The 24305-nt window shown below is 65.6% G+C and carries 24 protein-coding genes; 15 read left to right on the top strand and 9 right to left on the bottom strand.

Annotated elements, in window-relative coordinates; genetic code table 11:
• Positions 1 to 32 precede the first annotated feature (32 nt).
• The 13 genes from F2P46_RS17725 (at position 33) to F2P46_RS17665 (ending at position 12560) form a co-directional block, all read left to right on the top strand.
• On the top strand, positions 33 to 386 hold the full coding sequence (locus tag F2P46_RS17725; protein ID WP_166892330.1) for a hypothetical protein: 354 nt from the start codon (positions 33 to 35) through the stop codon (positions 384 to 386).
• Between the two features lie 216 nt (positions 387 to 602).
• Entirely contained in the window at positions 603 to 2237 is a 1635-nt protein-coding gene (locus F2P46_RS17720; RefSeq protein WP_166892327.1) for a PAS domain-containing methyl-accepting chemotaxis protein, read from the top strand.
• Positions 2238 to 2272: 35 nt separating this feature from the next.
• On the top strand, positions 2273 to 3703 hold the full coding sequence (gene hemN, locus F2P46_RS17715) for an oxygen-independent coproporphyrinogen III oxidase (protein WP_166892324.1): 1431 nt from the start codon (positions 2273 to 2275) through the stop codon (positions 3701 to 3703).
• A gap of 10 nt (positions 3704 to 3713) precedes the next feature.
• On the top strand, positions 3714 to 4478 hold the full coding sequence (locus F2P46_RS17710; protein WP_166892320.1) for a sulfite exporter TauE/SafE family protein: 765 nt from the start codon (positions 3714 to 3716) through the stop codon (positions 4476 to 4478).
• Positions 4475 to 6895, top strand: coding sequence for a heavy metal translocating P-type ATPase (locus F2P46_RS17705; protein ID WP_229509335.1), 2421 nt, complete (start codon positions 4475 to 4477; stop codon positions 6893 to 6895). The genes F2P46_RS17710 and F2P46_RS17705 overlap by 4 nt, the downstream gene beginning before the upstream one ends.
• Positions 6895 to 7089: a cbb3-type cytochrome oxidase assembly protein CcoS gene (gene ccoS / locus F2P46_RS17700; RefSeq protein WP_166892318.1), complete on the top strand. Its 195-nt coding sequence runs from the start codon at positions 6895 to 6897 to the stop codon at positions 7087 to 7089. Before F2P46_RS17705 ends, ccoS begins: the two co-directional genes overlap by 1 nt.
• Before the next feature lie 88 nt (positions 7090 to 7177).
• On the top strand, positions 7178 to 8605 hold the full coding sequence (ccoN, locus tag F2P46_RS17695) for a cytochrome-c oxidase, cbb3-type subunit I (RefSeq protein WP_166892315.1): 1428 nt from the start codon (positions 7178 to 7180) through the stop codon (positions 8603 to 8605).
• Positions 8606 to 8619: 14 nt separating this feature from the next.
• On the top strand, positions 8620 to 9234 hold the full coding sequence (gene ccoO / locus F2P46_RS17690) for a cytochrome-c oxidase, cbb3-type subunit II (RefSeq protein WP_166892312.1): 615 nt from the start codon (positions 8620 to 8622) through the stop codon (positions 9232 to 9234).
• A 1-nt stretch (position 9235) separates the two neighbouring features.
• Positions 9236 to 9418 (top strand): cbb3-type cytochrome c oxidase subunit 3, encoded by a 183-nt coding sequence (locus F2P46_RS17685; RefSeq protein WP_166892309.1) that lies wholly within the window; start codon positions 9236 to 9238, stop codon positions 9416 to 9418.
• On the top strand, positions 9411 to 10346 hold the full coding sequence (ccoP, locus tag F2P46_RS17680; protein ID WP_166892306.1) for a cytochrome-c oxidase, cbb3-type subunit III: 936 nt from the start codon (positions 9411 to 9413) through the stop codon (positions 10344 to 10346). The genes F2P46_RS17685 and ccoP overlap by 8 nt, the downstream gene beginning before the upstream one ends.
• The gene (gene ccoG, locus F2P46_RS17675; RefSeq protein ID WP_166892303.1) at positions 10343 to 11746 is read left to right on the top strand and encodes a cytochrome c oxidase accessory protein CcoG; all 1404 of its coding nucleotides are present in this window, start codon (positions 10343 to 10345) and stop codon (positions 11744 to 11746) included. The genes ccoP and ccoG overlap by 4 nt, the downstream gene beginning before the upstream one ends.
• 32 nt (positions 11747 to 11778) lie before the next feature.
• Positions 11779 to 12312: a FixH family protein gene (locus F2P46_RS17670; protein WP_166892301.1), complete on the top strand. Its 534-nt coding sequence runs from the start codon at positions 11779 to 11781 to the stop codon at positions 12310 to 12312.
• A gap of 26 nt (positions 12313 to 12338) precedes the next feature.
• Positions 12339 to 12560, top strand: a complete 222-nt coding sequence (locus F2P46_RS17665) for a hypothetical protein (protein ID WP_208296670.1) — start codon at positions 12339 to 12341, stop codon at positions 12558 to 12560.
• 108 nt (positions 12561 to 12668) lie between these two features.
• Here the strand turns inward: F2P46_RS17665 and F2P46_RS17660 are convergent, their stop codons facing one another.
• A complete protein-coding gene (locus F2P46_RS17660; protein ID WP_166892296.1) occupies positions 12669 to 13232 on the bottom strand; it encodes a suppressor of fused domain protein in 564 nt (187 codons plus the stop codon).
• Between the two features lie 269 nt (positions 13233 to 13501).
• Between F2P46_RS17660 and F2P46_RS17655 the strand changes: the two genes are divergently transcribed.
• A complete protein-coding gene (locus F2P46_RS17655; protein WP_166892293.1) occupies positions 13502 to 14029 on the top strand; it encodes a hypothetical protein in 528 nt (175 codons plus the stop codon).
• A 39-nt stretch (positions 14030 to 14068) separates the two neighbouring features.
• Here F2P46_RS17655 and fnr read toward each other — a convergent pair whose 3' ends face one another.
• From fnr to F2P46_RS17640, 4 genes are all read right to left on the bottom strand, one after another.
• Positions 14069 to 14836, bottom strand: a complete 768-nt coding sequence (gene fnr / locus F2P46_RS17650; protein ID WP_166892290.1) for a fumarate/nitrate reduction transcriptional regulator Fnr — start codon at positions 14834 to 14836, stop codon at positions 14069 to 14071.
• Between the two features lie 196 nt (positions 14837 to 15032).
• Entirely contained in the window at positions 15033 to 16280 is a 1248-nt protein-coding gene (locus F2P46_RS17645; RefSeq protein ID WP_166892287.1) for a DEAD/DEAH box helicase, read from the bottom strand.
• A gap of 72 nt (positions 16281 to 16352) precedes the next feature.
• Positions 16353 to 16481, bottom strand: coding sequence for a hypothetical protein (locus F2P46_RS38275; protein ID WP_267875870.1), 129 nt, complete (start codon positions 16479 to 16481; stop codon positions 16353 to 16355).
• An 80-nt stretch (positions 16482 to 16561) separates the two neighbouring features.
• Positions 16562 to 17233 carry a hypothetical protein gene (locus tag F2P46_RS17640; RefSeq protein WP_166892284.1) on the bottom strand — a complete coding sequence of 224 codons (672 nt, stop codon included), beginning with the start codon at positions 17231 to 17233 and terminating at the stop codon, positions 16562 to 16564.
• A gap of 307 nt (positions 17234 to 17540) precedes the next feature.
• On the opposite strand from F2P46_RS17640, the gene F2P46_RS17635 reads away from it, so the two are divergent.
• A complete protein-coding gene (locus F2P46_RS17635; RefSeq protein ID WP_166892281.1) occupies positions 17541 to 19373 on the top strand; it encodes a DUF885 domain-containing protein in 1833 nt (610 codons plus the stop codon).
• A gap of 284 nt (positions 19374 to 19657) precedes the next feature.
• Here the strand turns inward: F2P46_RS17635 and F2P46_RS17630 are convergent, their stop codons facing one another.
• Genes F2P46_RS17630 through F2P46_RS17615 form a run of 4 tightly spaced genes read right to left on the bottom strand, consistent with a single transcriptional unit; the run spans position 19658 to position 24166 of the window.
• Complete coding sequence (locus tag F2P46_RS17630) at positions 19658 to 22249, bottom strand: hypothetical protein (RefSeq protein ID WP_166892278.1); 2592 nt, start codon at positions 22247 to 22249, stop codon at positions 19658 to 19660.
• A gap of 42 nt (positions 22250 to 22291) precedes the next feature.
• Positions 22292 to 23128 (bottom strand): molecular chaperone, encoded by an 837-nt coding sequence (locus F2P46_RS17625; protein WP_166892276.1) that lies wholly within the window; start codon positions 23126 to 23128, stop codon positions 22292 to 22294.
• 26 nt (positions 23129 to 23154) lie between these two features.
• Complete coding sequence (locus tag F2P46_RS17620) at positions 23155 to 23637, bottom strand: DUF4402 domain-containing protein (protein ID WP_166892273.1); 483 nt, start codon at positions 23635 to 23637, stop codon at positions 23155 to 23157.
• Entirely contained in the window at positions 23624 to 24166 is a 543-nt protein-coding gene (locus tag F2P46_RS17615) for a DUF4402 domain-containing protein (protein WP_166892270.1), read from the bottom strand. Before F2P46_RS17615 ends, F2P46_RS17620 begins: the two co-directional genes overlap by 14 nt.
• Positions 24167 to 24305 lie beyond the last annotated feature (139 nt).

The raw sequence follows: 24305 nt of genomic DNA, 5'->3' as shown, positions 1-24305 counted from the left end.
GCCGTTGACATATATATACCGTGGACTATCCAATGAAACCAGCCATCCTCCTTGCACTGTCCCTCGGCGCCATCAGCGCCACCAGCGCCGCCCGCGCCGATATCCTGATCACGCCCTCGTTCATCATCAATATTGAAGAAGAGTGCGCGGTCGAATACCGGGTGTGCGGCAAAGTCTCCTACACGGGAACGAGCAAGAAGACGGGCCAGGCCATCGTCTTGCGCGGCAAGACCGTGGAAGGCAAGTGCGACGAAAACAGTTTTTGCGAATTCGAGGGCTATATCTTCAGGAACGGGACCACCGTTTACCGCGTCAGCTCGGAGGGCAAGCTGACCGTCTCGCAGGGCGCCAAAACCCTGGTCGAGGAAAAGGGCGTGTGGCAGTAAGAGGGCTGCGTGCGCCACCCATTGTAAATACTTCTACTGTCAAACTGGCATCGCGCCATGCGAATGTGTGGCGAAAAGCCACATATCCCCATATTTTACACAGCCGGGGGCAGCCCTGTCGCCCGGCCATTTTTGATGCATATCAAGGATTTCAGCCTCCAAGCTCCCTAGACTCGTCCTATTGAATTAATGCTCTAGGGCAAAAGGAGTATCTCCGTGCGCAATAATCTGCCGGTAACGGGTATCGAATACGAGCTGCGCGAAGGCCAGTCCATCGTCTCCAAAACGGACACCAAGGGCAAGATCACCTACGTCAACGCCGCCTTTATCGAGGTCAGCGGCTTTCCCGAAGACGAATTGCTGGGCAAGCCGCACAACCTGGTGCGCCATCCGGACATGCCGGCCGAAGCGTTTGCGGACCTGTGGCGCAGCATGAAGGACGGCCGTCCCTGGACAGGCCTGGTCAAGAACCGGCGCAAGAACGGCGACTTTTACTGGGTGGTGGCGAACGTCACGCCGGTCAAGGAAAACGGCCAGGCGGTCGGCTACATGTCGGTACGCACGCGCCCGACGCGCGAACAGATCAAGGGCGCCGGTGAGTTATACCAGCGCTTCAAGGAGGGCCGCGCCGCCGGACTGGCGATCGTGGACGGCGGCGCGGTGCGCACCGGCCTGGCCACGCGCCTGCGCGCCGCGCTGCATTTGCCGATCGGCGTACGGATCGGCATCCTGATGGGCAGCCTGGCCGTGTTGATTGCCGGTCTTGGCGCGGCGTCCGGCAGCGTTGTGCTGGCCGGCCTGGGCGCGTGCGGCGCGCTGCTGGCGCTGGGCGGCTGGGTCGCCCTGCATCGCGCCATCGTGGCGCCGATGCGGCAGGCGGCCGAGGCGGTGCAGGCGCTGGCCGGCGGCGACTTGTCGTTCTTGTGCGCCGCCGACCGCACCGACGACATGGGCCAGCTGCTGCGCGGCCTGCGCCAGGTGGCGGTCAACCTGCGCGCCATCATCGGCGACGTGCGCAGCAATGTGGCCTCGATCGAGACCGCCACGCGCGAAATCGCGGTCGGCAACGCCGACCTGGCCGCGCGCACCGCGTCGCAGGCGTCCAGCCTCGAAGAAACCGCCACCAGCATGGAGCAGTTCGCGGTGACCGTGGGCGAGAACGCCGAGCGCGCGCTGCAGGCCGACCAGCTGGTGCTGTCGGCGTCGTCGATCGCCGGCAAGGGCGGCCAGGCGGTGACCCAGGTGGGGGCGACGATGGGGCAGATCAGTGATTCGGCTGCCAAGATTGTCGATATTATCAGCCTGATTAACGGGATCGCCTTCCAGACCAATATCCTGGCGCTGAACGCCGCCGTGGAAGCGGCGCGCGCCGGCGAGCAGGGACGCGGCTTTGCGGTGGTGGCGGGCGAAGTGCGCGCGCTGGCCCAGCGCTCGGCCGCCGCCGCCAGCGACATCAAGCACCTGATCGAGGATTCCGTCACCAAGGTCAGGAACGGCGACCGCCTGGTCGAGGAAGCCGGCGGCACCATGGCCGGCGTGGTCGAATCGGTGCAGCGCGCCACCACCATCATGAGCGACATCAAGCGCGCCAGCATGGAGCAAAAGAGCGGCATCGCCCAGGTCAACGAAGCGGTGGCCCACCTGGACCAGATCACCCAGCAGAACGCGGCCCTGGTCGAGGAATCGGCCACGGCGGCGGCCAGCGTGGCCGAGCAGGCCGTGCACCTGGCGCAGGCGATCTCGGTGTTCCAGTTCGGCGGCGAGAGCCGGGTGCGGCGGGCGCCGGCGAAACGGCAAGCACATGCCGACTCAGCCGTTTTTGATGCAGGTCAAGGATTTCGCGAGCCCTGATCCCTACACTCGGTCCCATCGCCTAGGAGTCAACCATGCTGCATACCGTTATCCCCATCGCCAATCCGCGTCCGATCGATTTCGATGCGGACCTGATCCGCAAGTTGAGCCAGAACGGTCCGCGTTACACCTCGTACCCGACCGCCGACCGCTTCAGCGAAGCCTTCGGCTACCGCGACTACCTGCATGCGGTGGCGGGGCTGCGCACGCGCGGCACGGTCAAGCCGCTTTCGCTGTACCTGCACATCCCGTTCTGCGAATCGGTGTGCTACTACTGCGCCTGCAACAAGATCGTCACCAAGAACCACGACAAGGCGGTTACCTACCTGGGCTACCTGAAGCGCGAGATCGAGATGCAGGGCAGGCTGTTCGCCGGCATGAACCAGATCGAGCAGCTGCACCTGGGCGGCGGCACGCCGACCTACTTCACCGACGCGCAGATGGAAGAGCTGATGGACCACCTGCGCCGCTGGTTCCAGTTCGCGCCCGACGGCACCGGCGAATATTCGATCGAAATCGATCCGCGCACGGTCTCGCGCGAGCGTGTCCTGAGCCTGCGCCGCCAGGGTTTCAACCGCGTCAGCCTGGGCGTGCAGGATTACGACCCGGCGGTGCAGGCGGCGGTCAACCGCATCCAGCCCGAGGCCGAAACCCAGGCCATCATCGACGCCGCGCGCGAAGCGGGCTTCCGCTCGGTGAGCATCGACCTCATTTACGGCCTGCCCAAGCAGAACGTATTTACGATGGCGCAAACCATCGACAAGGTGATCAAGGCCGATCCGGACCGCATCGCCATCTATAACTATGCGCACATGCCGCACCTGTTCAAGCCGCAGCGCCGCATCAACGAAGCGGACATGCCGAGCGCCGACGAACGGCTCGACATGCTCGGCCTGGCGATCCGCAAGCTGGAGCAGGCCGGTTATGTGTACATCGGCATGGACCATTTCGCCAAGCCGGAAGACGACCTGGCCGTGGCCCAGCGCCAGGGCCGGCTGCACCGCAACTTCCAGGGCTATTCGACGCACGCCGAAATGGACCTGGTCTCGTGCGGGGTGTCGGCCATCAGCGCGGTGGCCGCCACCTACAGCCAGAACGTCAAGACGCTCGACGCCTATTACGACCTGATCGACAAGAACGAACTGCCGGTGGCGCGCGGGATCCGCCTGTCGATGGACGACGCCCTGCGCCGCACCATCATCCAGATGCTGATGTGCCACTTCGAGCTATCGATGCCGTCCATCGAGCAGGCCTACCCGATCGCGTTTTCGAGCTACTTTGCGGCCGAACTGGAACGCCTCAAGGTGCTCGAAGCCGACGGCCTGGTGACCATTGGCCCCGAGTGGCTGAGTGTGACGCCGAAAGGGCGCCTGCTGATCCGCAACGTGTGCATGGTGTTCGACCGGTTTCTGAGCCAGGCCGCCCCGGCGCCGCGCGGGTCGACCTCTTATTCGCGGACCATCTGACGGGACAGGGGTGAACGCAGTCAATCTGATTCCGGTGTTCGTGGTGGGCTTGCTCGGCAGCGTCCACTGCGTCGGCATGTGCGGCGGGATCGTCAGCGCCTTTTCGGCGGTGCCCCCGGCGCCGGTCGGCGCGCGTGCGTTTCCGGTGGCCGTCATGACCCAGCGCGCCGCCTTCGACGGCGGCGCGCGCGTGCTGGCGTATAACACCGGCCGCATCGCCAGCTACATGACGGCCGGCGCGCTGGCCGGAGGCCTGGCCGGCGGCGCGCGCACCCTCGCGGGCCTGACCGCCTGGCAGGCCGGCGGCTACTGGCTGGCCAACCTGATGCTGGTCATCCTCGGCCTGTACCTGATGGACGCCTGGCGCGGCCTCGCCAGGCTCGAATCGCTGGGACAGATTCTGTGGCAGCGCGCGCGGCCCCTGATGCGCTTCATCGTGCCGCTCGACAGCCCGCTCAAGATGCTGGCGTTGGGCGCGCTGTGGGGCTGGCTGCCGTGCGGAATGGTCTACAGCGTGCTGATGACCGCCATGTTCACCGGTTCGGGTGCCGACGGCGCGCTGGTGATGCTTGCCTTTGGCCTGGGCACCTTGCCGATGCTGCTGGCGATGGGCATGGCGGGCGCGCGTCTGCGCGCGGCCCTGCAACAGCGCGCCGTGCGCATCGGCGCCGGCCTGGTGGTGCTGGCCTTCGGCGTGCTCGGCCTGGTGCGCGCTGCCGGCGGCGGCCAGGCCGGCTGGCTCGACGCGCTGTGCATCACGGGCGGTGTGCATTGAGCGCGCAGCCGTTCGCCGCCGCCTGCTACCACTGCGGGCTGCCGGTCGCTCTTGGGACCACCTGGTCGGTGCGCATCGATGGCCAGGCGCGCCCGATGTGCTGCCCCGGCTGCGAAGCGGTCGCGCACGGCATCGTCGAAGCCGGCCTGGCCGATTACTACCGCACCCGCAGTGTGTTCGCCGACCGGGCCGAAGGCGTGGAGCTGGTGCCGCCCGAGCTGGCGCTGTACGACAGCGCCGTCGTGGCGACCCAGGGCGAACAGCGTGAAGGGGTGTACTCGCACGGCGTGTACTCGCTCGAGGGCATCCGCTGCGCCGCCTGCGTGTGGCTGATCGAACGGCGCCTGGCACGCCTGCCCGGCGTGCGCGAGGCCCAGGTCAACGTGGCCACCGAGCGCCTGCACATGACGTGGGACGCCGCCGCCTGCAAGCCGAGCGACATCGTCCAGGCCCTGCGCGGGATCGGCTACACCGCTTATCCTTACGAAGCGGCGCTGCATGGCGCCCAGATGGAAAAGAACCGCAAGAAGCAGTTCCGCCAGTTGTTCGTGGCCGGCTTGTCGATGATGCAGGTGATGATGTACGCGCTGCCGGCCTACATTGCCGACGACGGCACCATGGACGCGCCGATGGCCGCCCTGATGCAATGGGCTTCGCTGCTGCTGACCATTCCGGCGGTGCTGTACTCGGCCCAGCCGTTTTTCAAAGGGGCGTGGGCCAGCCTGCGCGCGCGCATGCCGGGCATGGACCTGCCGGTGGCGATCGGCATCGGCGCCGCCTTTGGCGCGAGCGTGCTGGCGACCCTGCGCGGCACGGGCGAGGTGTACTACGACTCGGTGACGATGTTCATCTTCCTGCTTCTGGCCAGCCGCTACCTCGAAATGATGGCGCGCCGCAAAGCGGCGCGCGCGCTGGAAGACTTGCAGCGCGCCTTGCCGGCGGCGGCCCAGCGCCTGGCCGATTGGCCAACATCGCGCCAGGCCACCATGGTCGCCGCCGCCAGCCTGGCCGAGGGCGACGTGATCCTGGTCGAGCCGGGCAGCGCGGTCGCGGCCGACGGCATCATCCTCGAAGGACACTCCGACGTCGACCTGGCGCTGTTGACGGGCGAAAGCCGCGCCCAGGCGCGCGTGCCGGGCGACGAGCTGCCCGGCGGCGCGATCAACACCACCCAGGCCATCGTGCTGCGCGTAACGCGCGTGGCCAGCGACAGCACGCTGGCGCGCCTGGTCAAGCTGGTCGAAAAAGCCGGCCAGGGCAAGCCGCGCATCGCCCAGTGGGCCGATCAGGTGGCCGCCTGGTTCGTGGTGGGCTTGCTGCTGCTGACGGTGGCGGTGTTCATCGGCTGGCAGATGGTCGAGCCAAGCCGCGCCTGGCAGGTGGCGATCGCGGTGCTGGTGGTGTCGTGCCCGTGCGCGCTGTCGCTGGCCACCCCGACCGCGCTGGCCGCCGCCACCGATGCGCTGGTGCGGCGCGGCGTGCTGGTGGTGCAGCCGCACGTGCTCGAAACGCTGCAACGCGCCACCCATATTGTGTTCGACAAGACCGGCACCCTGACCGAAGGGCGCCCGGTGCTGCGCCATGTGGAACCGCTGGCGACGCTGGACGCGGCGCGCTGCCTGCAACTGGCGGCGGCGCTGGAGGCGGGCAGCGCCCATCCGCTGGCGCTGGCGATCCGCACTGCCGCCCCAAGCGGCGCGCCGCACGCGACCGAGCTCCATAGCGAAGCCGGGCAGGGCGTGGAAGGCACGATCGACGGCGTGCGCTATCGCCTCGGGCGCGACGGCTACGCGGGCGCGGCGCCGGCCGCGCGCTGGCCCGATGTGAGTAATGTCTACCTCGGCGTCGACGGCGTCGTGCTGGCGCGCTTCGAACTGGCCGACGCCCTGCGCGCCGATGCGCCCGAGGTGGTGCGGCGCTTCAAGGCGCGTGGCCAGAGCGTCATTCTGTTAAGCGGCGACGACCAGAGCGTGGTCAGCCGCACCGGCGCGGCGCTCGGCATCGAGACCGCCATCGGCCAGCAGCTACCGGAGCAAAAGCTCGCTTATGTGCAGCAGCTGCAAGCGCAGGGCGCGGTGGTGGCGATGGTCGGCGACGGCATCAACGACGCCGCCGTGCTGCGCGCGGCCGATGTCTCGTTCGCCATGGGCGGCGGGGCCGCGCTGGCGCAGCTTTCGGCCGACTGCGTGCTGCTCTCAAACCGCTTGACGTCGCTCGACGACGCGGCACTCGGGGCGGCGCGCGCGCTGCGCATCATCCGCCAGAACCTGGCCTGGGCCAGCGTCTACAACTGCGTGGCGATTCCCGCGGCCGCCTTCGGGCTGATCAATCCGTGGCTGTCGGCGGCGGGCATGTCGCTCAGTTCCGCCGTGGTTGTCATTAACGCATTGCGCCTGCGGCGCGCCAGGACCGCATAATGGAATCGCTCTACCTGCTGGTCCCCCTGAGCGTGTTCATCGTCATCCTGGCGGCATGGGTGTTTTTCGGCGCGGCCGACAGCGGCCAGTTCGACGACCTCGATGGGCCCGGCATGCGCATCCTGCTCGACGACGAAGAGCTGCCGGCCGTATCAGAGACACCACAGACCTCATTGCGCAACGACAACGAGTGATTCCGGCGTTTTTGATTCACATCAAGGATTTTTGAGTCCCAGAAACTTACTCTTCTGCTGTCATCGTTGCATTCTCAGGAGAGCCTTTGTGGACAGAGCTTTAAGTTACAACAACAAGATCGTCAGATACTTTACGATCGCCACCGTCTTTTGGGGCGTTATCGGTATGCTGGTCGGCGTTTTCATCGCCGCGCAGCTGGCCTGGCCGGCCCTCAATTTCGACATCGCATGGTTAAGCTACGGGCGCCTGCGTCCGCTGCATACCAACGCGGTCATTTTCGCATTCGGCATCAACGGCCTGTTTGCAACCTCCTACTGGGTGGTGCAGCGCACCTGCCAGGTGCGCCTGTTCTCGGACGCGCTGGCCATGGTGACCTTTTGGGGCTGGCAGGCGATCCTGGTGCTGGCCACCATCACCTTGCCGATGGGTTTCACGCGCGGTAAGGAATACGCCGAGCTGGAATGGCCCATCGCGCTCTTGATCACGGTGGTCTGGGTGATCTACGCGATCGTCTTCTTCGGCACCATCGTCAAGCGCAAGGTCAAGCACATCTACGTCGCCAACTGGTTCTTCGGCGGTTACATCCTGGCCGTGGCGATCCTCCACATCGTCAACGGCGCGGTCATGCCGGCCTCGTTCTGGAAGTCGTACTCGGCCTACGCCGGGGTGCAGGACGCAATGATTCAATGGTGGTACGGCCACAATGCGGTCGGCTTCATCCTCACCGCCGGCTACCTCGGCATGGTGTATTACTTCATCCCGAAACAGGCCGAACGCCCTGTGTACTCGTATCGCCTCTCGATCGTCCACTTCTGGGCCCTGATCTTCACCTACATGTGGGCGGGACCGCACCACCTGCACTACACCGCGCTGCCTGACTGGACCCAGTCGATCGGCATGGTCTTCTCGCTGATCCTGCTGGCGCCATCGTGGGGCGGGATGATCAACGGGATCATGACCCTGTCGGGCGCATGGCACAAGCTGCGTTCGGACCCGATCCTCAAATTCCTGATCGTGTCGCTCTCGTTCTACGGTATCGCTACGTTTGAAGGCCCGATGATGTCGATCAAGACCATCAACGCGCTGTCGCACTACACCGACTGGACCGTCGCCCACGTGCATGCCGGCGCCCTGGGCTGGGTTGGATTCATCACCATGGGGTCGATCTACTACCTGATCCCGCGCCTGGCGGGCAAGAAGGAAATGTGGAGCGTGCGCCTGATCGATACCCACTTCTGGGTCGCGACCATCGGCATCGTGCTGTATATCGCTTCGATGTGGATCGCCGGCGTGATGCAGGGCCTGATGTGGCGCGCTGTTAACAGCGACGGCACCCTGACCTACACGTTTGTTGAAGGCGTCAAGGCAACCTACCCGTACTACGTGATCCGCGTCGGCGGCGGCCTGCTGTACCTGACCGGCATGCTGCTGATGGCCTTTAACACCTTCCAGACGATGCGCGGCACCGCCAGCGAAGATGCGCGCATTCCGACCCTTTTACCTGCACACGCCTGATTTCGGAGCTTGTAATGAAATTTTCACATGAGTCAATCGAGAAGAACCCGTGGCTGCTGATCGGACTGGTTTTGCTGGTCGTATCTTTCGGCGGCCTGGTGGAAATCGTTCCCCTGTTCTTCCAGAAGTCGACCACCGAGCCGGTGGCCGGCCTGAAGCCTTACTCGGCCCTGCGCCTGGTCGGACGCGACATCTACGTGCGGGAAGGTTGCTACAACTGCCACTCGCAGATGATCCGTCCGTTCCGCGCCGAGACCGAGCGCTATGGCCACTATTCGGTGGCCGGCGAATTCGTCTACGACCGTCCGTTCCAGTGGGGTTCCAAGCGCACCGGTCCCGACCTGGCGCGCGTCGGTGGCCGCTACAGCGATGAATGGCATCGCACCCACCTGGACAACCCGCGCGACGTGGTGCCGGAATCGAACATGCCCGGCTACCCGTGGCTGGCCAAAACCAAGCTCAATCCGGCCGAAGTGATTCCGAAAATGCGCGCCCTGCAGCGCCTGTCGACGCCGTACTCGGAAGAAGACATCGCCCAGGCACCGGCCGCGCTGGCCGACAAGACTGAACAGGATGCCCTGATCGCCTATTTGCAGGGCCTCGGCATCCAGATCAAAACCAGGAACTGACATGGCAATCGAACATATTTTTGACAGTGCGAGCAGCGTAATGACCGTCATCAGCTTCGCCACCTTCTGCGGCATTTTGCTGTGGACGTTTGTCCTCAAGGGCAACAAGGACTTCGAAACGCAGGCGGCGCTGCCGTTTGCGGACGATAACGAGGACAACACAGGGGAGAGCGGTCATGGCTGATTTCACCAGTGGTTTCTGGGACCTCTACATCATCATCATCACGATCCTGGCGATCGTCGGCTGCGGCGTGCTGCTGTGGTCGCAATCGACCCACACGGTCGAACCGGGCAGCGACGGCACCACCGGCCACGTGTGGGACGAAAACCTGACCGAACTCAATACCCCGCTGCCGCGCTGGTGGATGTGGCTGTTCTACATCACCATCGTGTTCGCGCTGGTGTACCTGGTGCTGTATCCGGGGCTGGGCAGCTACGCCGGCAAGTTGGGCTGGAAGTCGACCGGCGAATACCAGCAGGAGCTGGCCAAGGCCGATGCCGACTACGGCCCGCTGTTCGCCAAATACGCCAGCGAGGACCTCAAGGCCGTGGCGGCCGATCCGCAGGCGCATGCTATCGGCGAGCGCATGTTCCTGACCTACTGCGCGCAGTGCCACGGTTCCGATGCGCGCGGCAACAAGGGCTATCCCGACCTGACCGACAAGGACTGGCTGCACGGCGGCGAGCCCTCGGTGATCAAGGAAACCATCATGAAGGGCCGTAACGGCATGATGCCGCCGATGGGCGCGGCGGTCGGCTCCGAGTCCGATATCGAGAACGTGGCGCATTACGTCAAGAGCCTGTCGGGCTTGACGGCCGATCCGATCAAGGTTTCCTTCGGCAAGTCCAAGTTTGCCGCCTGCATCGCCTGCCACAGCGCCGGCGGGGTCGGCAACCAGGCACTGGGCGCGCCCAACCTGACCGACAAGGTCTGGCTGTACGGCGGCAGCGCCGAGACGATCATGGAAACGATCCGCAAGGGCCGCACCAACACCATGCCCGCCTTCCACGAATTCCTGGGCGAGTCGAAGGTGCACGTTCTGGCGGCGTATGTCTGGAGCCTGTCGAACGATCCGGCCAAGCCGCAAGTGGCGGAGGTAGCTGCCAAATGAACGAGGCCCCCACCAAGCCGGCGGTGATCCGGATGTATGCGGCGCGCGAGGAAATCTATCCGCGCGAAGCAAAAGGACGATACGCAAGCTTGCGCTGGGCCTGCGTGTGGATCACGCAGCTGGTCTTTTACGGCCTGCCGTGGATGAACTGGAACGGCCGCCAGGCCGTCCTGTTCGACCTCGGTGCGCGCAAGTTCTACATCTTCGGCATGGTGTTGTGGCCGCAGGACTTCATCTACCTGGCGGCGCTGTTGATCATCGCCGCCTACCTGCTGTTCCTCGTCACCGCGATCGCGGGACGGGTGTGGTGCGGCTTCGCCTGTCCGCAGACGGTCTACACCGAGATTTTCATGTGGATCGAGCGCAAGATCGAAGGCGCGCGCAGCGCCCGCATCCGCCTCGACCGCCAGCCCTGGACCGCCGACAAGCTGGCCAGGAAGACCGCCAAGCACCTGGCGTGGGGCGCGGTGGCGCTGTTTACGGGCTTTAGTTTCGTGGCCTATTTTGCGCCGGTGCGTTCGCTCCTGGCGAACATCGGCGCCTTTGCGCTGGGACCGTGGGAATGGTTCTGGATCGGCTTTTATGCGTTTGCCACTTACGGCAACGCCGGCTGGCTGCGCGAGCAGGTGTGCAAATATATGTGCCCGTATGCGCGCTTCCAGAGCGCCATGTTCGACAAGGACACCCTGATCGTCACCTACGATCAGGAACGGGGCGAACCGCGCGGCCCCATCAATCCCAAGGCCACGGCGGAAGAAGCGAAGAAAAAGGGCGACTGCATCGACTGCAATATGTGCGTGCAGGTGTGCCCGACCGGGATCGACATCCGCAAGGGCTTGCAGTACGAATGCATCGGCTGCGCCGCCTGCGTGGACGCCTGCAACGGCGTGATGGACAAGATCGACCTGCCGCGCGGGCTGATTCGCTACTCGACCGACAACGCGATGGACAACAAGTGGTCGGCCAAGCGCATCGGCCAGCGCATCCTGCGCACGCGCGTGCTGATTTATACCGGGCTGCTGGTGCTGATCGTGGCCGGTTTCGGCACCGCGCTGGCGCTGCGCACCCCGCTCAAGGTCGACGTGATCCGCGACCGCGGTTCGATGGGGCGCGAAGTGGGCGATGGCCTGATCGAAAACGTGTACCGCCTGCAGATCATGAATACGGCGGAAGAGGGGCATAGCTTCCGCATCAAGGTCTCGGGCCTCGATTCGGTGCGCCTGGCCACGCCGGACCAGACGGTGCTCGACGGCGCCAGCACGCGCGCGGTGCCGGTGCGGGTGCAGGTCGACCGGGGCGCGGCGGCCAAAGGCTCGAACCAGATCGAGTTCGAGATCACCGCGGTGGACGACCCGTCGCTCACGGTGCGTGAAAAAGCCGTGTTCATCGTGCCTAAATAATCGTGCCAAAATAAGCAAAAAAGGAGACTCGCATGCAAACCGCCTCACCCCTGACTCCCCCCGCCGGGCCGTGGTACAAGCACCGCTGGCCGTGGCTCCTGATGCTCGGTCCCGCCATCGTGGTGGTGGCCGGCGTCAATCTCGGCGTCGTGGCCTACCGCGGCCAGGACGCCATGGTGGTCGACGACTACTACAAGAAGGGCAAGGCCATCAACCAGGACTTGCGGCGCGACCGCGCGGCCAGCGCCATGCGCCTCGGTTTCGATGCGCGCTACGATCCGGCCACTGAAAAACTGGCCGGGATGTTGAGCAGCGGCGGGCAGCCTTTGAGCGCGCCATTCAGCATCCACCTGGCGCACGCCACCCAGCCTGAAAAGGATCGCAAGCTGGACGTGATCCCGGATGCGCAGGGGCGTTTTTCGGTGGCGCTGCCGCTGCTCGAACGGGCGCGCTGGCAGGTGGTGGTCGAAGGCGGCAAGCTTGACTGGCGCCTGGCTGCGGCCTGGCACTGGCCGCGCGAGCAGGCGTTGGCGATCAAGGCCGACGTGCAGCAACCAGCCAACTAAACGGGGGAGTGTCGATGCGTCTTGCGATGAAAGTACTGTGGCCCGCTTTCCTGGCGGCGATGCTGGCCGAAGGCTGTTTCTTTGCGCTGTTCGATCCGCGCGAAGAACTGCACCTGGGTGAATTGGCCTTGTCGCCGATGGCGGTGTACACGATCGGCTTTTTCTTCTTCTGGATCTTCTGCGCGCTGGCCAGCATGCTGACCTATTATCTGGTGGTGGTGCCGGACGATCCGCATCCGCCGTTTTAAGCGTTCGTCGTAAAAGGCCGACGCGCGTTTTTCAATGTGCTTTGATAGCCCGAGATGGCAGGGCAGGCATTTGTCGACCTGCGCTTTCCCGATATTTTACGATTGGCGTTAAACAGAACTTTTTCGATTCCAGTCCAAAACGTCAACGCGATTGGCATCCCATAGTGATTCGAGTGCGTTTCCAGCATCTTGACTCGCCAGATTTGCCTCTGCTGTCGAAATTGGAATGGCGATCAGAGGGAAAATGGTTCGGTCGCTCAATACGACTTTGGACATGCCGTCCCATTGATACGGGGCGGTAAAGTAAATATGACGGAGCGGAGTGCCGGGAAAGTACATCCCGCCAATTTCTTCGAAGACGGTCCCAGGTGAAACCCGCCATTGACTTTTTATGATATAAAAGGCGATTGTAGAGAGTAGATTAAGCCCTCGCGCGTCGTCCATGCGCGTGTCGATCAAGATTTCTGTGCGGATCTGGACGGCAGGATTTCTGCTCTGGTCAAGGTCCATCAGGCCGACCGTTGCGCCAACCAGGCCTCCTTCCGTCTGGCTCGAATAAATGGGGATGCTTGTGGTCCGTTCATCGTCGTCGTACTTGGTGACAGCGAACTCCCCCCCAATCTGGTGGCGAAGAAAACTTACCCAATCTTTGTGCGCTTGTGTTGTTGTCATTTCCAACTTCGTTGCGGTATCTGTTAATCGGGTTCTTAACGGGCTTCTGCCCGGGAGTGTTGGCAGCTTGTAGGCGACCGTGAGTGGCTCCCCTGCCTGCTCGGACATGTCTGCATCGGCACCCAAGGCGGTGCATCCTGCGCCGACGCGAACGGACTGTTTACAGCGCGTTCTGGAACTATACTGTCTGATAAATATAGCCAACCATGCCATGACGGGATACCCAGATGATGAAAACCGACATTCCAACTTCCAACAAGCAAGTTTTTTTGATCGGCATGCTGATCGCGTTGCCGCTCCTGCTGGCCACGTTCTTCTATTACCTGACTCCGCACCAAAAAGCGCCGGATGCCATGGAAACCGGTTTGGTCGGCGGCATACTGCTGGCATCGGGATTATTCGCCCTGGTTCTCTGCGCCAGCATGCTGATGCGTCACTCGGTCGAACTGGGCGCCGATGCCATTGTGGTCAGGCATGCCTTCTACACCTTCCGGCTGGCGCGCGCCGACATCCGGGCGCCCGCCATCGAGCGCCTGCCCGACGTGCGCAGCCTTGGCATCACAACCAAGCGCAACGGCATCGCTGGCTTCGGATTTTATTCGGGATGGTTCAACGCCAGCAAGGGCGAGCGGGTATTCATGGCGGTGTCCGGCGTACCGCTCGTGGTGTTGCGCTTTACCGGGCATCCAAAATGCTCGGTGCTGGCCATGAGCAGCAGTGGCAGCCTGGAAGCCGACCTTGCCACCTGGCTCGCGCAGGGATCAGCCGCGCTGGCGCGCGGCGGGCTGCCAGCCTGAGAGCCCCTTGCCGGGTGCCCCTGGCCGGGCGCCCCTGGCTCACGCCATCGGGCTGCACTGTTCGGTGCCGGCGGCCAGCGCCTTGAGCATGGCCGGGTCGAGCAAGGTCAGTTCGCGCTTGTCGACGCTGATCCAGCTCTGCTTTTTGAAGCGCGACAGCAGGCGGCTGATGCTTTCGATGGTCAACCCCAGGTAATTGCCGATATCTTCGCGCGACATGCGCAGCTGGAAGCTGGTGGCCGAGTAACCGCGCGCCGCATAACGCGCTGACAGGTTGACCAGGAATACGGCAAAGCGCTGCTCCGCCCGCATATTTCCCAGCAACAGCATGACATTCTGTTCACGCGTGATTTCCTGGCTCATGATGCGGTGGAAATGGCGCAGCAGGGTCGGCACTTCGCCAAACAATTCTTCCAGGCGCTCGAACGGGATTTCGCACACTTCGCTGTCTTCCAGCGCGACCGCGTCGCAATGGTGGCGGTCGCCGCTGATGGCGTCCATCCCCAGCAGTTCGCCCGCCATCTGGAAGCCGGTGATCTGCTGCTCGCCGTTGGCGTTGACCTGGTAGGTCTTGAAGTGGCCGAAGCGGATCGCGTACAGGTTGCGGAACGGCTCGTCCATCTGGTACAGGCGCTCGTCGCGCAGCACGCGGCGGCGCTTGCCGATAATGTTGTCGAGGCGACTGATGTCATCGTTTTCGAGTCCCATCGGCAGGCACAGCTGATGCATGCTGCATCCGGCGCAGCTGGCCTTGAGTGCGGCGACGTTGAGCATGGCTGCCGGAACGAAGGGGAGAGGCTGAGGCATAGGGTCTGACGGTTTGTGGCTTGAGCCGTATGATACCCCACGGCGACCCCGGCGCACGGGCGAATACCGGAACAGATGGGGCTGTTTCCCCGATACAGATGACTGTTTTTCCCGGCCGGGCATGCATTATGCAGATTTGCGTTGTGCATGTCCTAACAACGCGATCCATACCCCTGCGCATGGCGCGGCGCCGGCCTCAGCGCGGGCGGAAACGCACGTCGACCGTCGACACGTCGCCGCTGACCTTGGCTTTCTTCGGTTTCTTGGGTTTTTTCAGCACCTCGCCGGTGGTGTTGGTGAGCGGCACCCTGTGTTCCGGCGAGAAACCAGGCTCCTCGATGCGTTCCAGGGTTTGCTTCGTCAGAATTTCGATGGCGGCGAGCAATTGCACCTCGTCCGCGCAGACCAGCGAGACCGCTTCGCCCGAGGCCCCCGCGCGGCCGGTGCGGCCGGTGCGGTGGATGTAGTCTTCGGCCACGATCGGCAGGTCGAAATTGACCACCTGCGGCAAGTCGTCGATATCGAGCCCGCGCGCGGCCACGTCGGTCGCCACCAGGATCTTCGCTTCGCCGGCCTTGAAGCGCTCGAGCGCGCGCAGGCGCGCCGGCTGCGGCTTGTCGCCGTGAATCGAATCGGCCGCGACGCCCTGCGCCTGCAAGGTCTCGACCAGCTGGTCCACGCCCTTGCGCGTCTTGACGAACACCAGCACCTGGCCCCAACGGTGCTTGTTGAGCAGGTGCAAGAACAGTTCCGGCTTACGTTTTTTGTCGACCGGCACGACCCACTGGCGGATACGCTTGACGGTGCTGTTGCGCGGGCTGACCTCGATGCTCAAAGGGTCGCTCAGCAGCTTGCCGGCCAAAGCGCGGATCTCGTCCGAAAACGTGGCCGAAAACAGCAGGGTCTGGCGTTTTTTCGGCAGGGCGGCGAACACGGCGTCGAGTTCGCGCGAAAAACCCAGGTCGAGCATGCGGTCGGCTTCGTCGAGCACCAGGGTCTCGAGCTGGTCGAACTTGAGCGCGTTCTGGCGGTACAGGTCGAGCAGGCGGCCGGGAGTGGCCACCAGCACGTCGAGTCCCTTGCGCAGCTTCATCATCTGCGGATTGATGCTCACGCCGCCGTAGGCCACGTGGGTACGCAGCGGCAAGCCAGCCCCGTAGGCACGGAAACTCTCGTGCACCTGCTCGGCCAGTTCGCGCGTGGGCACCAGCACCAGCACGCGCACCGCATTGGCGCCGACCTGGCCCTGCAAGGTCAGGCGCTGCAACAGGGGCAGGGCGAAGCCGGCGGTCTTGCCGGTGCCGGTCTGGGCGGCGGCCATCATGTCGCGCCCGGCCAGCACGGCGGGAATGGCTTGCGCCTGCACTGGCGTGGGCGTGCGGTAACCGAGCGCGTCCAGCGTGCGCACGAGGGGATCGATCAGACCGAGGGAATCAAAAGACATGGGGAAGCGACCTTGCAGCGAAAGAACAAGGGCGTAGTTTACTCTGTCCGGCGCTTGCCGTGGCGCAAAAGCCTACCGGGTCAATGGCGCTGTCGCCACTTGGGGCTTGGTCGGTTCCGGCTTGTCGCCGCAGGCGGCCGTGGCCAGAACGAGCATGCAGCAGGCGGCCAGCGCCGCGAGCGAGTGAAAGCGTGGTTTCATGGTGCACTCCCTTGTAAAAAGGATATCCTACCCAAAACCACGCCCGCGCGGCGCGCTGTTCCTTACCTGGTGCCTGCCGGTCAGAAACGGTAGCTGATACCGGCGCGCAAGACCGGATAAACCTTGTAGGCCTCGACGTCGGCTTCCATCTTCACGCGCTCGGTGGCGACATCGCGCGCCAGGGTGGCGCAGGCGGCGGCCGCAGCGGTGCATTGCGAGTTCGTCAAGCGGCCCTTCGGGTGACCTTGCCACAGCGCGCCCAGATCGGCGCTGAGCTGCCACTTCTTGTCGGTGCTCAAGGCATTGCCCCAGCCCACGCCGACATACGGCGCGCCCTTGTTGTACTCGATCCCGCCGTTGAGGATGCCGACCTGGCTGGCGGCGTATTGCTTGCCGTTGATGTTGAAAAAGCCGTTCGAATCCTGGCGCGCCACCATGCTGATCTTGTTACCGTTGTACACCACGCCGCCGGTCAGGCGGAACGGGCTGTTATCGATCAAGTGCCAGTCGAACAGCACATCGATATTTTGCAGCTTGGCCTTCATCGTGTAGCTCAGGGTGCTGGCGGTATCGTTGTACTTGTGCTGGAAGTAGCTGGCGCCGAAACGGGCGTTCAGGGTTTTTTCCATTGGGAAAATCAGATGGGCGCCGACGCCCGTGGTGCCGACTTCGGCGGTAACGGCGACTTCGGCTTGCGCGCTGGCGGCGAGCAACAGGGCGGCGACCGCCATGACGGTATTCTTGATATACATGCAATGACCTTTGACGAATGACTGGGCGATGGCGGCATTGTACCGGTTGAGGCGGCGAGACGCGCTGGCATCGTGGCTCGCCATGCTACTCCAGTCGGGGCTGGCGATCCAGTCCCTTAAGGTAAGCAATTGTCGTTGTTTGTCGCCGCGGCGCATGGCGGCGGCGCGCACGGCAACGGTGTCTGGCCTGTATTGACGGGCGAAACGCCAGGGCGGCGCTGGTTTCCGCTGTGGTGGTTTCTTGTCGGAATCCATGATAAATTCTGTCGCGGCAAAACGCCGATGATACCCACCAGGAGACTTTCGCATGCATACACCGTTCCGCCGCGCCATCGCGCCCTGCCTGACCGCCGCGCTGGTGGCACTGTCGCTCGGCGCCGCCTTGCCGGTGCTTGCGGCCGCTGGCGCGAGCGCGCCGGCCGGCATGGAGAACCGTGAAAGCGCCTTCGACAAATGGGCCGACCGCTTTGCCGCCGACTGGGTGCGCCTGTCGCCCCAACGCGCCACGGTCGACCAGTACTTCGCCGGCGCCGAACAGCAGGCGCTGGACCGCCAGCTGGCCCCGATCACGCCGGCGCAGCGCGCCCGCTACACGGCGCTGGCCAAGACCGGGGTGGCGCGCCTGGACCGCTTTCTGGCCGGCGCGCTCGATGCGACCGACCGCGTGTCGGCCGAAACCATGCGCTGGTCGCTGGCCAATCATCTGGCCGGCGAGCGTTTCGACGAGCACGCGTTCGTGTTCTCGCAGTTCGGTGGCACGCATATCGCGCTGGTCAACTTCATGACCAGCGCGCACCCGCTGCGGCGCGCGGCCGATGTCGAGAGCTACCTGGCGCGCCTGGCGCAGATCGGCGAGCGCATGGACCAGGCCAGCGCGCGGGCGCGTGCGGCCGCGGCGCGCGGCATGCTGCCGCCGCGCTTCATCCTCGAACGCGCGCAGGGGCAGGTTGACGCCTTCCTCAAGCCAGCGGCCGATAAAAACGTGCTGGTGCTGTCGCTGGCCGAGCGCAGCGCCGCGCTGGCCGACCTGACGCCGCAAGCGCGCGCCGCCGCCATCGACCAGGCCACGGCGATCGTCGGCAAGCGCATTTTGCCGGCCTACGCCAGGACCCAGGCGCTGCTGGCCGAACTGCACCCCAAGACCGGCGACGAAGCCGGCATCGCGCGCCTGCCCGACGGCGCCGCCGCCTACAGCCATGCACTGGCCAGCTACACCGGCACCACCTTGGGCGCGGCGCAGATCCACGCGATCGGGTTGCGCGAAGTGGCGCGCATCGAAGGCGAGATGGACCGCCACCTGCGCCAGTTGGGGTTTACCGAAGGGAGCATCGACGTGCGCATGAAAGCGCTCGACAAAACCTTCCAGCCGGCCGCCGGACCCGATCCGCGCGCGGCGATCCTTGCCAGCTACGTCGCCATGGTGAAGGATGCGGAAAAGCGCAGCGCCGCATTATTCAACCTGATGCCGCGCGCGCCGGTGGAAGTGCGGCGCGAACCGGCGCTGACCGAAGGCAGCGCCTCGGCGCACTACAGCGTGCCGGCGCCGGACGGCAGCCTGCCTGGCATCTTCTGGGTACCGCTGCGCGGGCCGGCGTTCGACATGATCCGCATGCGCAGCCTGGCGTATCACGAAGCGGTGCCGGGGCATCACTTCCAGCTCGCGATCCAGCAGGAGCTTGGCGGCCTGCCGAAGTTCCGCACGCAGCGCATTTTTGGTGGCGGCAGCGCGCACTCCGAAGGGTGGGCGCTGTACACCGAGCGGCTGGCGGTGGAGCAGGGCTGGTACGAAGGCGACGTGCCGGGGCTGCTCGGTGCGCTCGGGTCCGAACTGTTCCGCGCGCGCCGGCTGGTGGTCGACACCGGCTTGCACAGCAAAGGCTGGACGCGCCAGCAAGCGATCGACTACGGCATTGGCGCGGCCGAGGTTGAGCGTTACGTCGTGTGGCCGGGCCAGGCCTGCGCCTACATGCTCGGCATGCTGCGGATACTCGAACTGCGCGAAAAGGCGCGGCTGGCGCTCGGTGAGCGCTTCACCCTGCCGGCGTTCCACGACGTCATCCTGAAAAACGGCTCGGTGCCGATGGATGTGCTTGCCAAGATCATCGACCAGTGGATCGCCGACCAAACCAAGCCCGCCTAAGCCCCGCGCAACCGCCCGCCGCCCAACCGGGGTCAGAGCTTTAACTAGAAATTTTGTTAAATCCTGCCCTCGGTTTGATTGATGTTGGGACAACCTTTTCTTAACCGAGGTAGGCCCCAGTTAAGAAATATTAGCCATGAGTATGCCATTTTTGGTCCCAGTGCATCCGTTGGCCGCATGTTGTACAGCCGGGCTCTGAAGTGCCCCGGTTTTGCAAGAATGTGAAATGTTGCGAGTTAAAGCTCTGACCCCGGTTGTAGGGTGTTTCCGAACTGTTTGGGGGGTTATCTGGTGACGTGGAAGTCTTTGCCGTTGACGATGCTGCCGGCGGGGTCGATGGTGATCAGGTGCATGCCGCTGTCTTGCAGGCCGAGCCTGGCCAGTTGGGCCGGCGCGATGCGCAGGATGTAGTTTCCTGGTGCGATGCCGCCGAGCACGTAGTAGCCGTCCGCGCTGCTGGTCGTTTTGCCCATCACTTTTCCGCCCTGGTCCAGCAGTTCGAGCTCGACGTCGCCGATGCCGCGCTTGCCGCTCGCACCCGCCAGCCAGGTGGTGCCGTCGATCTCGCCCGTGACGCCGACCGCTACTTCCAGCCGGCTGACCTTGCCCGGTCGCGGAACCAGCCGCCGCCCCGCTTCGCGCGTCTGCCATTGCGGGTCTTCCAGGGTGGCGGGGTCGATCGCGATGTCGGCGTGCTGGTGCGCCGGCAGCCGGTTCAGGTAGGCCACGCCGTCGTCGCCGGTACGTGCCACGTTGGCGCTGCCGTTGACGGCAAATCCGGCGCCCTTGATCGGTTCGTCGTCGCCATCCATCACGCCGTTGCCGTTCTTGTCGAGGAAGACGCGGACCGAGGCCGCGCCCCCGCCTGCCATCGGCACGGCGTCGTGCAGCCAGCGCCCGCTGCGCGGTTCCCGGCCGAGCGCCATGAACAGCTGGACCCCGCCGCCGTAGGCGCCGCGGCTGGTGTAAAACGCGTTCACGCCCATGCCGACGCTGCCTACGCCTTTGTTGAGCGAGGCGCTCCAGCGCAGCTGCGGGTCGGCGAAGGTGCGCGTGACGGCGCCGTTGAGGAGGTAGCCGTCGCCGACGAATTTGTCGGCCCCCAGCGCCAGCGACGAGATGCCGGCGTCGGGCAGGATGGCGTAGTGCAGCTGGCCGCTGATGCCGACGCCGGCCACGCGCCGGCTCGCTTGCAGGCTGCCGTCGGCCTGGCGCGCGCCGCCGCTGGCGCGCCAGTGGAGGTTGCCGCTCATGGCGGTGCCGCGGGTGTACGCGGACAGGCGCGCGCCGGCTTCGTGCCGCGTGTTGCCGGAGGCGAGCCGTTCGCGCCGCAGTTGCAGCGCCAGCGGCAGCGGGGTGCGTCCGTCGCCCGGCAGCAGGCCGTCGAGGCGCACTTCGTCGCGGCTGCGCAGCGGGTCGGCGTCGGGCAAAAACAGTTCGCTGCTAAAGCCGTCCAGGCGCGCGTGGCTGGCGCCGAGCGCCATGCCGCCGACCCGCGTCTTGAGGCCGATCCGGGCCAGGGCGCCGCCGTCATCGGCGCGCGCGAACGCGGCGTCGGCCAGCAGCGCGCGCCAGTAGCCGTGCAGGCCAAGGTTGGCGTAGCGCCGCTGGCGGCCGTCCAGCGCCAGGCGTACCACGCCGCCGCTGGCGGTCAGTTGCGCCAGCACGCCGACTTCGACCTGGGCCAGCGCACGCTGGCCCTGCTGGACGCTGGCGCTGTAGGCGATGGCGCCGGGCGCAAGCGCCGCCTGGTCGATCAAGAAACTCTGGCGTTCGACGCGCAGTTGGCCCAGCGGCCCGTGGAACACCAGGCGGAATTCATTGCTGCCGTAGATCAGGGGCTGGTCGTCGAAGCGGTAGCGGCCATCGGGGCGCGCTTGCTGGAAGCCGATCAGGGCGTCGTTGAAGTACAGTTCCACGTCCCAGCCGGGCGGCAGGTCGCCTTGCAGCGTGTGGCGGTCGGTGCGCGGGCTCTGGCCGAGCGCGCGGTTGGAGATGGCCACGCCGGCGCGCCCGCTACCGGCGTGCGCGATGTCGGCCACGCCGGCGGCGAGCACGCTGCCAAGCGCGATGGTGCGCGCGTGCAGGGGGCCGAGCAGGCCGGCGTCGGGGTCGTTGCGGGCCAGGGTCATGCGCGCGCCGGCGCCGGCGCCGGCGGCGCTGTTGGCGGCACTGACGTAGAGTGCCGCTTCCATGCCCGCCAGGTCGCCGGTCAGGTAGGCGGTGTAGCCGACCGTGCTGCCGCCGCGTCGCAGGTCGGCGGCGATGGTCTGGTCGATGAAGGGCACGCCGGCGAGCGCGTAGGGCGTGTCGAGACGAGGGTAGGCGGGGGCGGGCGCGCCGTCCGCACGGCGCGCCGGGCCGGCGCGCGACTGGCGTTCGAGGCGCGCCTGCAGCGGCAGTGTTTCGCGCGCACGCACGCGCAGCACCAGGCTGGCCATGTCGATCTCGAGGTCGAGCGGCAGCCATTGCGCCAGCAGGCGGCTGGCGACGTACAGGTCGTCGGGATGGCGCAACACGCGCGCCGCCTCAAAACCGGTGCGCTGCTCGCCGATGACGACCAGGCGCTGCGCCAGGTCGAGCCGGAAGCCGCGCTGCTCGTCGAGGATGTAGCCGCTGGCGACGCCCTCGGCCGGGTCGGTGCGGATGGCGATGGTGAGCAGGCGTGCCAGTTCGCCCAGCGGCAGGTGGATGTCGTCGCCGTGCTGGTAGGCGCCGATGGCGTCGGCGACCAGGTGCTCGCCGAGCCGCACTTCGAGCACCAGGTCGGGACCGTCGGCGGCGCGTGCAGGCGCCGGCAGCGCCAGTAACAGCAGTGCCAGCAAACGCAGCAGGCAGAGCCGGCAAGCGCGCCGGCGCGGGCGGTGGGATCGCATGCTGGCGCTTACGTCGTTGGCGCGACTGCGGCCGCGCTCCTGTCAGGGCAGGGCCAGCGTGGCTTCGGCCAGCAGGGCGCCGCCGGCTTCGGCCCGTTCGCGATAGCGCAGGTGCACGGTGCCGCGCGCGAGGTTCACGCCGGCCGGCATGGCCAGGCTGGCTTTGCGCATCGGATTGGGGGTGTAGATCGCTATTCCGGCAGCCCTGGCCAGCACCTGTTCGGCCCCGCCCTGCGGGGTAAAGGCGGCGCTGATGTCGCCGTACACCGAGCTGTCGCCGCTGCGCGCGATCTGGAACACCAGTTGCGCGCCCTGGCCGCTCTTCTGCAACGCCAGCGCGCCCAGGGTCACGCTGGCGCCTTCGGTCTGGTGCCGCACGATGACGGGAATCGAGGCGCCGATCAGGGAGTTGAGCACCACGCCGATCTGCTGCGCGTTGGCGCCGTGCTGTTCGACGCTGGTGGCGCTGCTGCGGTCGGCCAGTTTTTCGAAGTGCAGGTGCGAGCGGTATTCGCCGGCCGCCAGCGCCTCCGGCTTGCGCAGCATGACGCGCACCACTTGCGCGGTGCCCGGCTGCAGGGTCACCTGGCGCGGCGAAAAACTGAGCATGGCGTCGGCGAAGCGCTCGTCCGGGCCGGCCGTGTCGGCGCTGGTGAATTCGCCGCTCTCGGTCATGCGGCGGTTGACGAGGCTGATGCGGTAGGTGGCGGGAGTGCTGTCGCTGTTGATCAGTTCAACCTGGGCGGCGCGCTGGTTCTTGGCGAAGACGACGCGGGTCGGGTTGAGCATCAGGCCGGCCATCGCTTGCAAGGGCAGCATGGCCATCAGGGTGGCGGCGAGCAGGCGCGCGGCGCGCGGGAAAGTAAAAATGGCATGCATGGTGGGCCTCGCGGTTCGATGATCGGCTATTGGTATTCGATGGTGATGTGGAAGGTGCCGCTGTAGTTGCCGGCGCTCTGGCCGGCGCCGACCTGCAGCGTGGCGCCGATTGACAGTGCCTGGCTGCCGCCGGTGAGCACGCCGCCGCCGGCGGGGGCGCTGGTAAAACCGGTCAGCGCCATGCTGGCCGCGCCGGCGTTGATGCTGGCGGCGGACGGCAGGCTGACGATGTAGACCAGGTTGGCGTTGGCCGGCTTGCTGTCGCTGATGGTGAACCTGGCCGGCGCCGCCGCCGATGGCAGCAGCACGACGCCGCCGCTGGAGGCGCGGTTGCCGTGCGCGTCGACGCTGACGCTGCCGGCGGAGGTGACGGCGAAGCGGCCGAAGGCCAGGCCGCCGGCGGGAGCGGCGTTCAACTGCGCGCGCGCCGGCGCGGCGGCCAGCACGGTTGTCAGTATGGCCAGCGCCACCGCCAACGCGCCGCCGCGGCGCGCGTCAGTTGTATTCAACGGTGGCGATGACATCGCCGGCATACACGCCAGGGACCTGGTTCGCTGCCACGGTCAGGGTGCCGCCCACGTACAGCGACTGGGCGCCGCCGGCCGAGAGGGTGCCGTTGGTGGCGTCGCCCGAGGTGGCGTCGACGCCGGTCAGGTTGCTGAATTTGGTCAGCGTCATGGTTTCGCCGGCGCCGCCGGTGTTGGTCAGCGCGACCGTGCCGGAATGGGTGATGGTGTAAGTGCTGTTCGGTTCGCCAGTGATGTCGAACTTGGCGGCCGTGGTGGCCGAGCCGCTCATCGCCACCACGCCGTTGACGGTGCGCACGCCGCTGGTGCTGACGGTGATGGTGCCGCCGGCGGCGGCTGCAAAGCTGCCGAAGGCCAGCGGGACCATCGGCGCGATGGCAAGTGGGGTGATCACGGTGCCGCCGGCAATCGCCGTCGCCTGGGCTGCGTGTGCAGGTAAGCCCAGGCCCAGGCCGGCGACGAGGATGGCGATGGCGGCCAGGGTGCGCTGCTGTTGGATCGTTGTGTTCATTCCAGCTCCTAACCTGAATTTTGCACAAAAAAGGGCAAGAATGCCGTAAGTGATTGATAGAATGGGAGTTATCTAGAAACCTACCCTATCAGCACGAACACACCTTGCCCGACATGAATTCTACCCCAGAGCAGCTCCG

Source organism: Massilia sp. CCM 8734 (assembly GCF_011682155.1).
Classification (GTDB): Bacteria; Pseudomonadota; Gammaproteobacteria; order Burkholderiales; family Burkholderiaceae_D; genus Telluria_A; species Telluria_A rubra.
This window is presented reverse-complemented; position numbering and strand designations above follow the sequence as displayed.

Excerpts from the sequence above, each read along its gene's own strand:
- ccoO (WP_166892312.1), top strand. The coding sequence starts at position 8,620 with ATGAAATTTTCACATGAGTCAATCGAGAAGAACCCGTGGCTGCTGATC.
- ccoS (WP_166892318.1), top strand. The coding sequence starts at position 6,895 with ATGGAATCGCTCTACCTGCTGGTCCCCCTGAGCGTGTTCATCGTCATC.
- F2P46_RS17660 (WP_166892296.1), bottom strand. The coding sequence starts at position 13,232 with ATGACAACAACACAAGCGCACAAAGATTGGGTAAGTTTTCTTCGCCAC.
- F2P46_RS38275 (WP_267875870.1), bottom strand. The coding sequence starts at position 16,481 with ATGAAACCACGCTTTCACTCGCTCGCGGCGCTGGCCGCCTGCTGCATG.
- ccoG (WP_166892303.1), top strand. The coding sequence starts at position 10,343 with ATGAACGAGGCCCCCACCAAGCCGGCGGTGATCCGGATGTATGCGGCG.
- F2P46_RS17625 (WP_166892276.1), bottom strand. The coding sequence starts at position 23,128 with ATGCATGCCATTTTTACTTTCCCGCGCGCCGCGCGCCTGCTCGCCGCC.
- F2P46_RS17725 (WP_166892330.1), top strand. The coding sequence starts at position 33 with ATGAAACCAGCCATCCTCCTTGCACTGTCCCTCGGCGCCATCAGCGCC.
- F2P46_RS17615 (WP_166892270.1), bottom strand. The coding sequence starts at position 24,166 with ATGAACACAACGATCCAACAGCAGCGCACCCTGGCCGCCATCGCCATC.
- hemN (WP_166892324.1), top strand. The coding sequence starts at position 2,273 with ATGCTGCATACCGTTATCCCCATCGCCAATCCGCGTCCGATCGATTTC.
- F2P46_RS17640 (WP_166892284.1), bottom strand. The coding sequence starts at position 17,233 with ATGTATATCAAGAATACCGTCATGGCGGTCGCCGCCCTGTTGCTCGCC.
- F2P46_RS17665 (WP_208296670.1), top strand. The coding sequence starts at position 12,339 with ATGAAAGTACTGTGGCCCGCTTTCCTGGCGGCGATGCTGGCCGAAGGC.
- F2P46_RS17670 (WP_166892301.1), top strand. The coding sequence starts at position 11,779 with ATGCAAACCGCCTCACCCCTGACTCCCCCCGCCGGGCCGTGGTACAAG.
- ccoP (WP_166892306.1), top strand. The coding sequence starts at position 9,411 with ATGGCTGATTTCACCAGTGGTTTCTGGGACCTCTACATCATCATCATC.
- F2P46_RS17685 (WP_166892309.1), top strand. The coding sequence starts at position 9,236 with ATGGCAATCGAACATATTTTTGACAGTGCGAGCAGCGTAATGACCGTC.
- F2P46_RS17630 (WP_166892278.1), bottom strand. The coding sequence starts at position 22,249 with ATGCGATCCCACCGCCCGCGCCGGCGCGCTTGCCGGCTCTGCCTGCTG.
- F2P46_RS17645 (WP_166892287.1), bottom strand. The coding sequence starts at position 16,280 with ATGTCTTTTGATTCCCTCGGTCTGATCGATCCCCTCGTGCGCACGCTG.
- F2P46_RS17635 (WP_166892281.1), top strand. The coding sequence starts at position 17,541 with ATGCATACACCGTTCCGCCGCGCCATCGCGCCCTGCCTGACCGCCGCG.
- fnr (WP_166892290.1), bottom strand. The coding sequence starts at position 14,836 with ATGCCTCAGCCTCTCCCCTTCGTTCCGGCAGCCATGCTCAACGTCGCC.